The organism is Streptomyces sp. (assembly GCF_031178505.1).
Classification (GTDB): domain Bacteria; phylum Actinomycetota; class Actinomycetes; order Streptomycetales; family Streptomycetaceae; genus Streptomyces; species Streptomyces gulbargensis.
On sequence record NZ_JAPSIW010000093.1, the window covers coordinates 1 to 14105 of the forward strand.

14 protein-coding genes are annotated in these 14105 nt (G+C 69.2%); all 14 read left to right on the plus strand.

Annotated elements, in window-relative coordinates:
- A partial coding sequence (locus RIF68_RS09810) for a glycosyl hydrolase (protein ID WP_309050767.1) occupies positions 1 to 1064 on the plus strand: 1064 nt, incomplete at its 5' end.
- A 38-nt stretch (positions 1065 to 1102) separates the two neighbouring features.
- Positions 1103 to 2305 carry a glycosyltransferase gene (locus tag RIF68_RS09815; RefSeq protein ID WP_309050768.1) on the plus strand — a complete coding sequence of 401 codons (1203 nt, stop codon included), beginning with the start codon at positions 1103 to 1105 and terminating at the stop codon, positions 2303 to 2305.
- Positions 2306 to 2396: 91 nt separating this feature from the next.
- Complete coding sequence (locus RIF68_RS09820; RefSeq protein WP_309050769.1) at positions 2397 to 4214, plus strand: hypothetical protein; 1818 nt, start codon at positions 2397 to 2399, stop codon at positions 4212 to 4214.
- A 294-nt stretch (positions 4215 to 4508) separates the two neighbouring features.
- Positions 4509 to 5195 carry an A24 family peptidase gene (locus tag RIF68_RS09825; RefSeq protein ID WP_309050780.1) on the plus strand — a complete coding sequence of 229 codons (687 nt, stop codon included), beginning with the start codon at positions 4509 to 4511 and terminating at the stop codon, positions 5193 to 5195.
- 250 nt (positions 5196 to 5445) lie between these two features.
- The gene (locus tag RIF68_RS09830) at positions 5446 to 5664 is read left to right on the plus strand and encodes a Flp family type IVb pilin (RefSeq protein ID WP_309050770.1); all 219 of its coding nucleotides are present in this window, start codon (positions 5446 to 5448) and stop codon (positions 5662 to 5664) included.
- 123 nt (positions 5665 to 5787) lie between these two features.
- Complete coding sequence (locus RIF68_RS09835; protein WP_309050771.1) at positions 5788 to 6159, plus strand: TadE/TadG family type IV pilus assembly protein; 372 nt, start codon at positions 5788 to 5790, stop codon at positions 6157 to 6159.
- Complete coding sequence (locus RIF68_RS09840; RefSeq protein WP_309050772.1) at positions 6147 to 7163, plus strand: pilus assembly protein TadG-related protein; 1017 nt, start codon at positions 6147 to 6149, stop codon at positions 7161 to 7163. The genes RIF68_RS09835 and RIF68_RS09840 overlap by 13 nt, the downstream gene beginning before the upstream one ends.
- A gap of 140 nt (positions 7164 to 7303) precedes the next feature.
- A complete protein-coding gene (gene cpaB, locus RIF68_RS09845; protein ID WP_309050773.1) occupies positions 7304 to 8044 on the plus strand; it encodes a Flp pilus assembly protein CpaB in 741 nt (246 codons plus the stop codon).
- Positions 8041 to 9264 (plus strand): AAA family ATPase, encoded by a 1224-nt coding sequence (locus RIF68_RS09850; RefSeq protein ID WP_309050774.1) that lies wholly within the window; start codon positions 8041 to 8043, stop codon positions 9262 to 9264. Before cpaB ends, RIF68_RS09850 begins: the two co-directional genes overlap by 4 nt.
- A 2-nt stretch (positions 9265 to 9266) precedes the next feature.
- On the plus strand, positions 9267 to 10820 hold the full coding sequence (locus RIF68_RS09855) for a CpaF family protein (protein WP_309050775.1): 1554 nt from the start codon (positions 9267 to 9269) through the stop codon (positions 10818 to 10820).
- Positions 10820 to 11767 carry a type II secretion system F family protein gene (locus RIF68_RS09860; protein WP_309050776.1) on the plus strand — a complete coding sequence of 316 codons (948 nt, stop codon included), beginning with the start codon at positions 10820 to 10822 and terminating at the stop codon, positions 11765 to 11767. Before RIF68_RS09855 ends, RIF68_RS09860 begins: the two co-directional genes overlap by 1 nt.
- 33 nt (positions 11768 to 11800) lie before the next feature.
- Complete coding sequence (locus RIF68_RS09865; protein WP_309050777.1) at positions 11801 to 12676, plus strand: type II secretion system F family protein; 876 nt, start codon at positions 11801 to 11803, stop codon at positions 12674 to 12676.
- 184 nt (positions 12677 to 12860) lie between these two features.
- Positions 12861 to 13454 (plus strand): class F sortase, encoded by a 594-nt coding sequence (locus RIF68_RS09870; RefSeq protein WP_309050778.1) that lies wholly within the window; start codon positions 12861 to 12863, stop codon positions 13452 to 13454.
- Between the two features lie 149 nt (positions 13455 to 13603).
- Positions 13604 to 14105: hypothetical protein (locus tag RIF68_RS09875; protein ID WP_309050779.1), on the plus strand; the 502-nt coding region annotated here is incomplete at its 3' end.

The window sequence follows — 14105 nt, forward strand, 5'->3', positions numbered from 1 at the left end:
ACCGGTCCGAGCTGGTTCCCGAGACCGGCGCCCTCTACGGCGTGAACCTCGACTGGGACGACAAGCCGCTGGGCGGCTACGCCGACCGGCTCGGCCACCGGCCCGCCGTGTCCGTGTCCTTCACGGGGTTCCCCTACGACGAGCGCGGGCACGACTACCTGCGGATGGCCGCCGACCAGATCCGGTCCGACGGCCAGATGATGCTGCTGACCCTCGAGCCCGAGGGCGGGCTCGCCGAGGTGACCGACGACGCCGTGCAGGCACTGACGGCCGATCTCGCGTCGATCAACGAGTCCGGGGTGCCGGTCATCGTGCGCTTCGCCCACGAGATGAACGGCTCCTGGTACGCCTGGGGGCAGCAGCCCACCGCCTACGTGGAGGCCTACCGCCGGGTGGCGGCCGCGGTGCACGAGCAGGCCCCCGGCTCGGCGATGATGTGGGCCCCGAACTACGGGGGCGGCTACCCCTTCGCCGGAGGCCAGCACGAGGCCGAGCCCGGCAGCGCCGACTTCGCGGCCCTCGACACCGACGGGGACGGCGCGCTGACCATGGCCGACGACCCGTACGCCCCCTACTACCCGGGGGACGACGCCGTGGACTGGGTGGGCATGTCCCTGTACCACTGGGGTGACCAGCACCCCTGGGGCGAGAACGAGCTGCCCGAACCCGGCAAGTTCGCCGCCCAGCTCACCGGCGCCTACTCCGGCGCCGGCGGCGACGACCGCGCCGTCCCCGACTTCTACGCCGAGTACGGGCAGCGGCGCGGCAAGCCCGTGGCCGTCCCGGAGACCGCCGCCCTGTACAACCCGGCGCAGGGCGGTGCCGACGAGCTGGCGATCAAGCAGGCGTGGTGGGGCCAGGTCTTCGACGAGTCGATTCCCCAGGACTTCCCGCAGCTGAAGATGATCAGCTGGTTCGAGTGGGACAAGCACGAGGTCGAGATCGATGGGCCGGTGGACTGGACGACCACCAACACCGCCGCCGTCCGGGACGCCTTCACCGCGGACCTGCCCGAGTGGCTGCACTGGGGCCCGGAGGAGAGCTGCACCCCGGCCGGTTCCTGACCCCTGCGGTCGGGGCGCGGCAGGAGCACACTGGGTCCATGAGGATGATGCTGCTGACCGCGGGCACCCGCGGCGACGTGGAGCCGTTCGCCGCCCTCGCCCGTTTCGCCGCCGGCCACGGCCACGAGGTCCGCCTGGGCCTCCCCGACTCCTCCGGCGTGGACCTGTCCGGGCTGGACACCGTCAGCCTGGAGGTGGACTTCCACCGGCTGGTCCAGGAGCACGGGATCTCGCCGTGGACGGCCGTGCGGCACTTCCGCACCGAGGTGGGCCCCGGCATGCGCCGGATGCTGGCCGCCGCCGTGCGGGAGACGCTCGCCTTCGCGCCGGACGTGGTGGTCCACCACCCCAAGGTGCTCACGGCGCCGGCGGTGGCGCAGGCCCTCGGCGCCCCGCACGTGGTGGTCGAGGCCGTTCCCGTGCTCACCCCCACCCGGCAGTTCCCGGCGCCCGGCGTGGTGAACCGGGACCTCGGCCGGTTCAACCGCGCCACCTACGCGGTGGCCCGCGGTGCCGAGCGGATGTTCCGCCGGGACATCGACCGGGCCTGCGCCCAGCTGTCCGGCGGCCGGCCGGCCGTCGTTCCCGCTCCGGCGGCCACCCTGCTGCCCATCAGCCCGCAGCTCCTGCCGCGCCCGGACGACTGGCCGGCCTCGGTGCACCTCACCGGGTCCTGGCACGCCGACGCCCCGGTGCCGGAGCCCGATCCCGCTGTGCGCGAGTTCCTCCGGGGCGGGCCCTACCTCGTGGCGACTTTCGGTTCCATGGCCTCCGGGGACCCGCTGGCCCGGGGGAGGGCGGTGGTGGAGAGCGCCCGCGCCCACGGACTGCGCACCCTGCTGCTCACCGGGTGGGGCGGTCTCGCGCTGCCGGACGACCTCCGGCGCGACCTCCAGGGCGACGACGTGCTCGCGGTCCCCTCCCTGCCCCTCGACGCGGTGCTGCCGGGGGCCGCACTGGCCATCCACCACGGTGGGGCCGGGACCGTCCACACCGTGGCCCGCGCCGGCGTCCCGCACGTGGTGGTGCCGTTCCTGGCCGACCAGCCGTTCTGGGGCCGGCAGCTCCACAGCATCGGCCTGGCCGCCGCGCCCATCCCACAGAAGAAGCTGACGGCCGAGCGGCTCACCGCGGCGATCAGCGACGCCCTCAGGTGCCGTCCCGCCGCCGAGCGGGTGGGCCTCAAGGTGCGGAAGGAGCACGGCCTGCAAACCGCGCTGTCCGTGCTCACCTCCTGCTGAGCCTCGGAAGCAGCCCACCCGGTGTAGTTTGCTTTTGAGAATGCACAACTGCCCGGCACCTAGCCCGGTGCACTGAGGGGCGAGGACACGCATGAACGGCGACGAGCGGGCAGAACGCACCGCAGCAGTGGAGCGGTTGCGCGCCATGGCCCGCACTCAGGTGCGGGACGGAGCGGAGGGGGCTCAGGAGCTGGAGCATGCCCTTGCCTTCCTCGGGGAGCTCGACCTCCGGACGCTGCGGGAGATCGAGCGTGAGCTCGCCCGGCCGGACAGCATGATCACCAGGCCGGACACGGGAGCCCACGGGGGTCTCGCGACTTTCCTGGGCGCCCGATACGCCGCGGCGTTCCCCGCGTCCCCATACCACCCGAGCACACCGGTCCCGCAGATCCGGGCCCGCCTGCTGGACACCCTGGTGTTCCGGGAAATCCGGAGATCCCACGGCAGCACGATGTTCGACCGTTCCGTGCGCGGGGTCCAGGGCGCTCTGGGGCTGTCTCCGCGCGACAGTCTCGCGGAGACGGGCTTCCCCGAATACGGGGCGGCGGCCGTGTTCCTGCTGCTCGACGTCGCGGCGTCCTTCGCGACCGTGCAGCTCAGCAAGACGTCCGCCCACATCACCGCGTCCATGGGCTACTCCGGCATGGACGCCTACGCGGACGCCCTCGACGCCTGCCACTTCATGACCGCGGCCTTCGCCAAGCACCTCCTGCGGTCCCCGCCGGATCCCGACAAGCTGGTGACCATGGCGGCGCGCGGCCGGTTGGACGCCTTCGGCATCTCACCCACGGATCTCGACGGTGACCGACTGCGCACCGAACTCTCGAAGCTGAGGGACCGGCTTCCAGCGCTGAGCGGTCCGTACTCCTCCTGGGGACCCGCCGGGGACGCCGTCCGCCGTCAGCCCCCGGACACCGCCGGACGGGAGGACGACGCGCGACAGTCCTTCAGCGTCTCCCGGCGCCCGGGCCGGCCCCGGACTGCCGGCGAGGCCGAGCAGCACCACCTGTCCCGCAAGGACGGGTCCTGGTGGGTGCGCGAGCACCGGGCTCAGCTGGCGACGGTGCTGGCGATTGCCGCGCTCGGCATTTTCTGGTGGTCGGCGCGGGCGTCCGCACTGGAACTCTCGGGCAGGCTCGTCGTGCTCGCGGGCCTGATGGGGGCCATCGCCGGCGCCGCACTGGCCGCTCTCCTCGGCTCCCGGGCGCAGGCCTTCTTCCGGGCGGCCGAGGGGCTCAGCATGTACACGGTGCTGCAGGGGCGGCGCGACGCGAAGTTCCTGGACGCTCTGCGCGCGCTGCGCCCGGACCTGTTCGCAGGTGCCCGGCACGCCGGTTTGCCCCGGCTCGTCACCGTGGTGGTCGAGCGCAACGGCGTGCTGTTCCTGGGCCGTGGCGCGCGTCCTCCTGTGGTCGCGGCGTTCCACTGGTTGCACGTCCCGCAGATCACGGCGCCGGTGGACCCGCCCGCGACGCCCGGTCGGCAGGCGCACCGAGTGGCCTTCGAGATCCGCGGGGACGGGGCCGAGGTGGCGCTCGGTCTTCCGCTCGAGCGGGCGAAGGTGGCCTGGACCCAGCGCAACTACCTCGAGAACAAACCGCTTGAGGCGGTGCTCTCACTCCTGCAGGGCTTGCGGCACACCTGGGCACTGCCCCCGCTCGGCGCACGCAATCATGGTGACAACGCGGACACCTCCGAGCGTCTGCGCCTGCTGAGCGGCGCCGACGAGCTGGTCGGCACCCGTTGGGAACAGGAGGCCCTCGATTGGGAGTTCGGCCCCCGCCCGCCGCTGGAGCTCGCCGGTGCCGCCGCGGCACGCCGGGAACAGGCCGTGCTGGCAATGGTCGTCGTGCTCATGGCACTCGGGTGCGTCCTCGTCCCGCCGGTGCTGTCCTGGCTCGTCAACTGATCTCGGAAGCTCAGCGGCCGAAGGGCCCAGCCACCTCCGACTGAGGTTTGTCCTGTCACTGCACGAGAGATCAAACCGGTGCTTCGGTGCACTGTATTTCTCAAAAATTCCGGTCTGGGCTTTTCGAACTGAGATCCGTGAATTCCGCAATGGCCGATTGACGTGCCACAACACCGGGAGAGTCGATTGCTCGGTTAGTCTCTCTCCCGTACAGGACCCCTGAATGGGGGACATTCACACCCCCGGGCGTCAGCCGAAGCGCCCACGGACCGGAGGAGCGCCTTCGTGGAGCCCATGCTCGGAACAGCACCTCTTTGGTCGGTGCTCACCGCCGGTCTCATCGGCGCTGTCGTGGGATGGTTCCTGCCCCGAGTGGTCCTCCGCTACAGCCCTGTCACGGACGAGCCCGCCTTTGCCCCCTCCCGTCCACTGCTGGTGGTTGCGACGGCCGCGCTCTTCGTTCTCGTGGCATCGTTCTTCGGGCTCAGCTGGCAGCTACCGGCGTATCTTTTCTTCGCGGCGATCGCGGTGGTCCTCACGGTGATCGACCTGCGCCACCATCTCTTGCCCAACGCTGTGGTCCTGCCGGCGCTGGGCATCGGCTTCGTGCTGCTGGCGCTCGCCGCCACAGGGGAGAGCGCCTGGGGCGCACTGCTGCGTGCCGTCCTGGGCGCCCTAGCGCTCTTCGTCCTCTACCTCGTGCTGGCACTCATCTCGCCGGCCGGGCTCGGCATGGGGGACGTCAAGCTCGCCGCTGTGCTGGGCCTGTTCCTCGGTTTCCAGGGGTGGGGGACCCTGTTCGTTGGAGCGGTGCTGGCGTCCGTGGCCGGCATGGTGGTGGGGCTCGTCGTCCTGGCATCCCGCCGCGGTGGACTGCGCAACGACGTGCCGTTCGGTCCGTCGATGCTCGCCGGCGCCCTGGTGGCGGTCATCTGGGGAGAGCTTCTGGCGCGGGAGTACCTGCTGCCCGGGCTGTACTGACGCCATTTGGGGGACAAGCGCGCCGCTGCGCGGGTACATGCAGATCGATGTATGCGGCCACTAGGCATTACGTCCGTTTTTGACGTCCCCTAAAGTGCATGCATCTGAATGCTTGTGTGTTTGCGATCGCGACAGCTATCTTTTCTACAGGTCGGTAGGCAAGCGGCAGACAGATCCCGCAAGACACGAATGCCAAGGGCTCGTTCTCCGACTCAACCCCCTTTTTCATCTCTCACTGTGAGGATTCATCATGCTGCCCATTCTCGTCACCCTGCAGTACGTCGCCGACGCCAAGAACTCCATCGCGGACCGCCTGACCCGCGAGGAGAAGGGCGCCACCGCCGTCGAGTACGGCCTGATCGTCGGTCTGCTGGCCGTCGCAATTGTCGCCACGCTGGCTCTGATGGGGCCTCAGCTCAACACCCTGTTCACCACGGTGCTGACCGAGTTGACCGAGGCCAACGCCTAATCAGCGAGGGCGTTGCATGAAGCGCCGCGGCGTCCCGCACCTGGGGCCCGCGGCGCTTTTCGCTCCAGAGACGTCTGACTTCCGGTCGTACCGTCCATCACCTTTCTCTACAAAGGACTCCTCATGAACCTGTGGCGCTCTGAGCGCGGAGCCGCGGCCGTCGAGTTCGCCCTGGTGTTGCCTCTGTTGCTACTTATCGTCCTCGGCACCATCGAGTTCGGCCGGGCGTACAACGCCCAGATCAGCCTCACCCACGCTGCCCGGGAGTCCGCCCGCACCATGGCGATCACCAGCAACTGGGTGGAGGCCGTCAGCACCGGACGTTCCGCCGCTCCTTCCCTGAACTCGACCGCCATGACGTTCACCCCCTCGTCCACGACGTGCACGGCCAACTCCACGGTCAACGTCACTGTGACGTATCCGTTGCAGACCGTCACCGGGATCGCGGACAACATGACCCTCACTGGAAAGGCGGCCATGCGATGCGGCGGCTGATCGATCACCTTTGGAGCGCCCGGGCTGTCCACCGGGCCAATGGCGAGCGCGGCGCTGTGGCCATCGTCACCGCTCTGAGCCTGGTGGTCCTACTCGGCTTCGCCGCCATCGCCATCGACGTCGGCATGCTGTACGAGGAGCGCGCCCAGCTCCAGAGCGGGGCCGATGCCGCAGCCATGGCGGTGGCCCAGGACTGCGCCGCCGGCACGAACTGCTTGAACACCGCTTCGGTCCTGCCGGCCGCTCAGCAGATGGCCGACACGAACTCGCGGGACAACCGCTCCGCGGCGGCGATTCTGGAACTCAACAAGGGTCAGCGCAAGGTCCGGGTCCAGACGTCGACGGTGGACGGTCAGGGCGGAGCCGGTTCTCTGGCCCTGTCCTTCGCGCCCGTCCTGGGGATCGACGACGCCACCGTCGGCGCCACGGCGACCGCCGTCTGGGGGTCACCGGAGGCCGGCATCGCTGCCTTTCCGATCGCCTTCGCGGCATGCGAGTTCGACCTCAGCGGAGCACCGCAGGTGCTGGTGCTCGGCGGCAAGGGTCCGAGCCGCTGTCCCGAGAGCAAGAACACCGGCCACAACACCGATCTGCCCGGCGGCTTCGGCTGGATCGGCGACGACCCCAAGGATGCTTGCGGGGTCCCCGTGGCAGTCGGCAAGAACATCAAGAGCTCGACCGGAAGCAGTCTGCCGCAAGGCTGCACCGACAGTTTGACGGAGTCGGCGCTCAAGAATCAGATCCTGCTCATCCCCGTCTACGACTCCGTCAGCGGGCCCGGGGACAAAGGGACCTACCACATCTCCGGTTGGGCGGCCTTCCGCATCGAGGGCTACACGTTCACCGGAGGCGTGGCATGGAATCCCACCAAGGTGACGGGGGCCTGCGGCAAGAACTGCGACGGCGTCTACGGTCGCTTCGTCCGCTTCGTGTCCGTGGATCCCGGCTTCGACCTGGGACCACCCACCTCCTACGGCGCCACCGTTGTGAAACTGAGCGACTGATGGAGCGTCGTGACATCGGCTCGCACCGGGCGACCCATCACATGACCGCATCCACCTCGTGGACGCGATGTCACTGTACCGTCCACCCGCGGCTCGTTCACTCCTGATCGCCATCCACTCGAGAACCTGGAAGTACTCCCGTGAAGATCCGCATCATTGCCGGGGCGGTGATGGCCGTCCTGGCCCTCGCCGGGCTCGCCATCATCAGTACCTACGTCGGCACCGCAGACGCCCGCGCCCTGGACGACCAGGAGCCCCGGGAGGTCTACCTCGTGACCGCACCGATCCCGCAAGGCACGCCCGTGCAGGAATTCGACGAGCTCATCGCATTGCACACCGTCCCCGCGGCGGTCGTGCCCGAGGGTGCACTGGACACCCTCGACGGCCAGGACGGGAAGGTCGCCGGCGTCGACCTGCAACCCGGCGAGCAGCTGCTCGACTCCCGGCTGGTCGACCCCGAGGCACTGGAAGAGCCCGGCACGGTGCCGGTCCCGAAGGGACTGCAAGAGGTGACGATCCAGCTCGATGCCCCGCGAGTGGTCGGCGGCCAGCTCTCGGCCGGTGACACCGTCGGCGTCTTCGTCTCCTTCGAGGGCGAGGAGCAACGGGAGGCCAAGACGGCCCAGGACCTCCACAAGATCCTGGTGACCTCCGTCCAGGGCGCTCCCACAGCACCCGCACCGACCGACGGCACGGAAGGCAGCCCGGAAAGCGACGCCCCCGCAGTGCCCGAGAGCTCCATGCTCGTCACCCTGGCCGTGAACGCCGACACCGCGGAGAAGGTCGTCTACGCCTCCGAGTTCGGCCGTGTCTGGCTGTCCCTCGAATCCGAGGACGCCGAGGAGAACGACAACGGCGCCACGAGAGGTGATTTCGAATGAGCCGTCTGTTGCTGGTCACAGGTGACCCCGAGTACGACGCCCGATTCCGCAAGGCCGTCGAGGGCCGGTTGCCAGGAGAGATCCAGACGGTCTTCAGTACCTCGCTGCCGGCCACCCCCGACGAGCTGCTGGGTCGTTCCGTCGGCGAGCTGCCCACCGTGATCGTGCTCGGCCCCGGTGTGGACCTGCACGTTGCGCTCCGGCTGGGTGGTATCTTCGACATCCAGCGTCCTGAGGTCTCGCTGATACTGGTCGTCCCGGCCGACATGTCCCTGGCGGTCGCCGCCCTGCGTGCCGGCTTCCGCGACGTGCTCGACCAGGACGCGGACGCCGACGAGATGCTGGGAACGCTCTCCAGGGTGCTCGACACGGCGGCTTCGAGGCGCCGAACGCTGCCGCAGGGAGGTTCCTTCGGGGCCGGACCTCACGAGGTGGTCGCTCCCCACCGGGACGACAGCCGCGTCATCGTCGTCACCTCCCCCAAGGGCGGGGTCGGCAAGACCACCGTCGCCACGAATCTCGCGGTGGGACTGGGTGCGCTCGCCCCGATGAACACGGTGATCGTGGACCTCGACGTGCAGTTCGGCGACGTCGCGGCCGCCCTGCGCCTGGCACCCGAGCACTCGCTGACCGACGCGGTCACCGGCCCGGCTGTCGATGACGCCCTGGTGCTCAAGACCTTCCTCACCGTCCATCCGGCCTCGATCTACGCGCTGTGCACCCCGGCGAACCCCGCGGAGGGTGACCTCGTGGGCGCCGCCCAGATCACCCACCTCATCGATCAGCTGTCGAGCCAGTTCCAGTACGTCGTCATCGACACCGCGCCAGGAATGGGCGAGCACGCGCTCGCGGCCCTGGAGGCGGCCACCGACGTCATCTTCGTCACCGGGATGGACGTGCCCGGTGTCCGAGGCCTGCGGAAGGAGATGGACCTGCTCGGTGAGATGGCGCTGGTGCCGGAGAACGTCTCGGTGCTCGTCAACGCCGCCGACCGCAACACCGGGCTCTCGGTCCGTGACATCGAGGCCACCATCCGGACAACCGTGGATCACATGGTGCCCCGTTCCCGCATGGCGGCCTATGCCACCAACCGCGGCGTGCCCTTGATTCTGCACGCACCGCGCGACAAGGCGGCACGACAGTTGAAGTCCTTGGTTGACACCTTCTCCCCCAACCACCCCACCGCCAAGCGGGGCATGCACCGGAAGGCCATGGTCTAATCATGAAGCTCGCAGAACGTCTTGCCGCAGCCCGCGGCGAGACACTCCCCCCGCAATCCGAGCACGTCGCCGATGCCGTACCGACGGCGCCCCACGTCGTCGACGCGGCGCCGACGGTCGATGCCGCCTTCGACAGGGCCATGACACTGGCGTTCACGGACCCGGTCGGGGCCGCGACTGACGGAGAGGACGCTCCCGGGGTCGAGGAGGAACCGGTCTTCACCGCACCATCCCCGCGGACCGTGGCCGAGCCCGGTCCTCGGAACCCCGCGGGGAAGATCGACGCCCTCGCCGGCCTCAAGCAACGGGTCAAGCAGGAACTTTTGGACCGTATCGGCTCCCGCCAGTCCGACTCGAGCCTCAGCGACGTCCAGCTCAAGGACTTCGCCACCAAGGAGCTCACCCGCATCGTCGCCGAGGAGAAGGTGCCGATGTCTTCGGAGGAGCGCACGCGCCTGATCCGCTCCGTCAGCGACGACGTCCTCGGCTACGGCCCGCTCCAGGAGCTGCTCGACGACGAGAGCGTCACCGAGATCATGGTCAACGGACCCGACCAGATCTTCGTGGAGCAGAAGGGAAAGGTCACCCTCGCGGAGTCGACCTTCGCCACGGAGCAGGACCTGCGCAACGTCATCGAGAAGATCGTCACCCAGGTCGGCCGCCGCATCGACGAGTCCTCACCGCTCGTCGATGCACGCCTGCCGGACGGGTCCCGCGTCAACGCGGTGATCCCGCCACTGGCGGTCAACGGCTCCTCGCTGACCATCCGGAAGTTCGCCAAGGATCCGCTGACCATCGAGGACCTCATCCGGTTCGGCTCCGTCACCCCGCAGATGGCCGAGCTGCTGCGCGGGTGCGTGGAGGCGCACCTCAACATCCTCGTGGCCGGAGGCACGGGCACGGGCAAGACCACGATGCTCAACGTCATGTCCTCGTTCATTCCGCAGGGTGAACGCATCGTGACCATCGAGGACGCCGTGGAACTGCAGCTGCAGCAGGAGCACGTGGTGCGCCTCGAGTCCCGCCCCGCCAACATCGAGGGCAAGGGCGAGATCTCCATCCGCGACCTGCTGAAGAATTCCCTGCGCATGCGCCCGGATCGCATCGTGGTGGGGGAGTGCCGCGGCGGCGAGGCCCTCGACATGCTGCAGGCCATGAACACCGGCCACGACGGGTCGCTGTCGACCATTCACGCCAACTCCCCGCGGGACGTGATCTCCCGCCTGGAGACCCTGGTCATGATGGCCGGCATGGAGCTGCCCCAGAAGGCGGTGCGTGAACAGATCTCCTCCGCGATCCACCTCGTCGTGCAGCTGTCCCGGCTTCGGGACGGCACCCGCCGGGTCACCCACATCACTGAGATCCAAGGTATGGAAGGGGACACCGTGACCCTTCAGGACGCCTTCGTCTTCGACTGGGACGCCGGCGTGGACCCGCGCACCGGCCGATTCCGGGGCACCACCCGGTCCACCGGGGTGCGCCCGCGGTTCATCGACAAGTTCGAGGACTACGGCATCAAAATCCATCCGTCCGTCTTCGACCCGGGGAAGCGCTGATGTCGCCGCTCGCGCTCGGATTCGGTCTGCTCGTCCTGGCCGGCCTGATCGCTCTGTTCCTGGTCTTCCGCTCCCGCACTCCACGCCTGCCGATGGACCGGCGTCGACCGCCTCGCACGACGAGGGAGCAGCACTCATCACAGCTGTCCCGGCTGACCGGGGTGACGACCGAGGCGGTAGCCGAGTTCCTCGAGCGACGCGGATGGACCCGGAAAGTGGCAGAGACCCTGGAGAACGCCGGCGTCAAATCCTCACCCGCGGACTTCCTCGTGCTCGTGGCGGTCGGCGCGGTCGTCGCCGCGGCCGTGGGCACTCTGGCCGGTGGCCTCCCGCTGGGACTGCTCTTCCTCGTCGTGGCTCCTCTGGTGGCGAAACTCGGCGTCGGGCTGCTCATGACCCGGCGGAAGCGCATCTTCGCCGAACAGCTGGACAACACCCTGCAACTGTTCTCGGGCTCTCTGCGCGCCGGGCACTCCCTGCTCCGGGCGGTCGATGCCGTCGCCCGCGAGTCCCCTGCCCCGACGTCCGAGGAACTGGCCCGAGTGGTCAACGAGACCCGCCTGGGCATGGAGCTCGACGAATCCCTGGGGCAGGCCGCGCAGCGGATGGAGTCGGACGACTTCTCCTGGGTGGCCCAGGCCATCGGCATCCACCGAGAGGTGGGTGGCGATCTGGCCGAGGTGCTGGACCGTGTGGCCGGCACCATCCGGGAGCGCAACCAAATCAAGCGGCAGGTCAAGACGCTGTCCGCCGAGGGCAAGATGTCCGCCTACATCCTCATGGCGCTGCCCGTGCTCATCGCCGCCGTCCTCTCCCTCATCGCCCCCGAGTACATCTCCCAGTTCCTCACCAGTGGCGTCCTCGGCTACGCCATGATCGTCATCGCCTTCCTGATGTTCGCCATCGGCGGCTTCTGGATGTCACGGGTCGTCAAGATCCGCTTCTAAGTTCCGTCCTCCCCACTCCCCGAAGGAACGCCCATGTCCTCGCTACCACCGAGTCTCGCTCTGCTCTGCCTGACGGGTGCTGCGGCCCTGGCCGTCTGGCTGGTTCTCGGCACCCGCTGGGGCACGGACCGTCAAGTGCGCCAGAACCTGCGGGCCGGCTTCGCGGCCACCGCCGCCGAGAAGATCCGCAACGCCCCCGACTTCGGATGGGCGCGGCGGTTCACCACAGCCGGAGGTCGGGCGCGCCTCGAGCGGCTGTACTCGAAGGCCGGCCGCCCGGTCGAATGGCCGATCGCCCGCCTCATGGCCTTCAAGGTCTACGCGCTCGCCGCCTCTCTCCTGCTCGGCATGCTGCTGCTTCTCCTGAGCGGCTCGAACGGCATGATGGTCCTGGTGGTGGCCGTCATGGTGCCACTGTCCTACTTCGTCCCTGATCTGCTGCTGTACTCCCGTGGCACCGAGCGGCAGAAGGCCATCGGTCTCGAACTGGCCGACACCCTCGACCAGATGATGATCGCGGTGGAGGCCGGCCTGGGTTTTGAGTCCGCCATGGCCCGAGCCGGCCACGGGGGCAAGGGACCGCTGGCCGAGGAACTGGTGCGCACCCTGCAGGAGATGCGCGTGGGCATTCCTCGTCGCGACGCATACCTGGCGCTCGAGCAGCGCACGGACGTGCCGGACCTGCGCTCCTTCACCCGGTCGGTGATCCAGGCGGACGCCTACGGCATATCCATCTCCACGGTACTGCGCACCCAGGCCGACGAGATGCGGATCAAGCGCCGACAGAGGGCGGAGGAAGCCGCTCAGAAGATCCCCACGAAGATTCTGCTCCCGCTCATGCTGTTCGTGCTCCCCGTCCTGTTCCTCACCGTGCTGGGGCCGACGGTGCTCAACGTCCTGAGCATGTAAGTCGATGAAGTCGGACCAGCCCCCTCCTAGCGACGGCTCCGGGCGACCTCCTCGTCGCACCGCCTTGGCAACAGGCCTCGCTGTCGTCTCTCTCTCGGCCACAGGACTCCTGACCCTGCCTTGGCTGACCGGCGCCTCGGCAGCCGGTTTCGGCGGGGACGTCCAGCACCCCAATCCCACGTCGGTGAGCGCTCCCGCCCCGGTGAACACCTCCTCGCTCACCGCGGCAGTAGCCCGAGACGCAGGTGATCCGGGGGCGCACCGCGCCGTCCGGGGACCGGAGACCTGCGGGGACCTGTCCGTCCGGGCCCGGGTGTGCTCGCCCTCGATCGGCATCGACGCGGCGCTCGATACCATGGGCACGGACGACGCCGGGAACATGGCGGTGCCCACTCACGAGAACCGTGCGGCGATCGGCTGGTACTCGGCCTCCGCCCCGATCGGCGGTGAGCAGGGCAACACGGTGCTGGCCGGCCACGTGGACTACCCGTACGACGCTCCCGCGCTGGCCACGCTCTACACGGCGCAGCCCGGGCAAAAGCTCTGGGTCTCCAATCGGATTGGGGGAGTGTTCTCCTACACCGTGACCACGGTGCGGGAGCCGACGCCGAGGGATGCGCCGCCGCGGGACATCTTCGAGCTGACCGGAGACCCGGGGCTGTCCCTGGTCACCTGCTCGGGCGACTACGTCCAGCCGGACGGCGCGCCGTCCTGGTCGTACACGAACAACCTCATCGTCGACCTGGCCCTCGATCCCGAGACGGCCCCCGTCCCGTGACGCAGTCGGGTTGCCCGTCCCCTCTTGTGCGCACACCCGGCGTCGCACAGTGACTTCCCCGGACAGCGCCCCCTCCATGCAATTACATTAGTAAAGATCGGTCGGCCCCCACCGGCCTGCCGATCCTCACACGATCCCCAGGAGTTCCCATGCCCTCCCCCCTCCCCGCCCGCCGCGCGCAGCTCCTCGCGGTGGCGGCTCTCGCCGGCACCACCGCGGTAACCGGGACGCTGGTCGCTGCGGCGCCGGCCGTCGCCGTGCCCGTGGCGATCGCGGAGTACCTCGTCGAGGTCCCGGAGGAGAGCCCGAGCACCGGCGCGGAGTCGTTCTTCACGCCGGTGACGCTGAGCAACACCCACACCGCCTACGGCATCCACGAGGACCAGCCCCTGGCCCCCGTCGGAGAGGTGGTGCTGGACGACGAGGGCTACGCCGTCGCCGAGCCCTTCAACGACCCGGCGACCGGATGGGAGAACGTGGTGGGCGAGAAGGTCGGCGACAGCCCGGTCTACTGGGAGCCGGAAAACGCCGCCCTCGCCGGATACATCCTGTCGGTCTTCGGTCCCACCGAGGAACCGGACGAGGCCCTGGCGGTGCAGTGGGCCGTGCGGTCCCTGTCGACCGCGGATCTGCCGCAGCCGGCCGGCATCG

What these genes read in the sequence shown, in the direction of transcription:
- RIF68_RS09815 (WP_309050768.1), top strand. Translation starts at nt 1,103, where the DNA reads ATGAGGATGATGCTGCTGACCGCGGGCACCCGCGGCGACGTGGAGCCG.
- RIF68_RS09820 (WP_309050769.1), top strand. Translation starts at nt 2,397, where the DNA reads ATGAACGGCGACGAGCGGGCAGAACGCACCGCAGCAGTGGAGCGGTTG.
- RIF68_RS09825 (WP_309050780.1), top strand. Translation starts at nt 4,509, where the DNA reads ATGCTCGGAACAGCACCTCTTTGGTCGGTGCTCACCGCCGGTCTCATC.
- RIF68_RS09830 (WP_309050770.1), top strand. Translation starts at nt 5,446, where the DNA reads ATGCTGCCCATTCTCGTCACCCTGCAGTACGTCGCCGACGCCAAGAAC.
- RIF68_RS09835 (WP_309050771.1), top strand. Translation starts at nt 5,788, where the DNA reads ATGAACCTGTGGCGCTCTGAGCGCGGAGCCGCGGCCGTCGAGTTCGCC.
- RIF68_RS09840 (WP_309050772.1), top strand. Translation starts at nt 6,147, where the DNA reads ATGCGGCGGCTGATCGATCACCTTTGGAGCGCCCGGGCTGTCCACCGG.
- RIF68_RS09850 (WP_309050774.1), top strand. Translation starts at nt 8,041, where the DNA reads ATGAGCCGTCTGTTGCTGGTCACAGGTGACCCCGAGTACGACGCCCGA.
- RIF68_RS09855 (WP_309050775.1), top strand. Translation starts at nt 9,267, where the DNA reads ATGAAGCTCGCAGAACGTCTTGCCGCAGCCCGCGGCGAGACACTCCCC.
- RIF68_RS09860 (WP_309050776.1), top strand. Translation starts at nt 10,820, where the DNA reads ATGTCGCCGCTCGCGCTCGGATTCGGTCTGCTCGTCCTGGCCGGCCTG.
- RIF68_RS09865 (WP_309050777.1), top strand. Translation starts at nt 11,801, where the DNA reads ATGTCCTCGCTACCACCGAGTCTCGCTCTGCTCTGCCTGACGGGTGCT.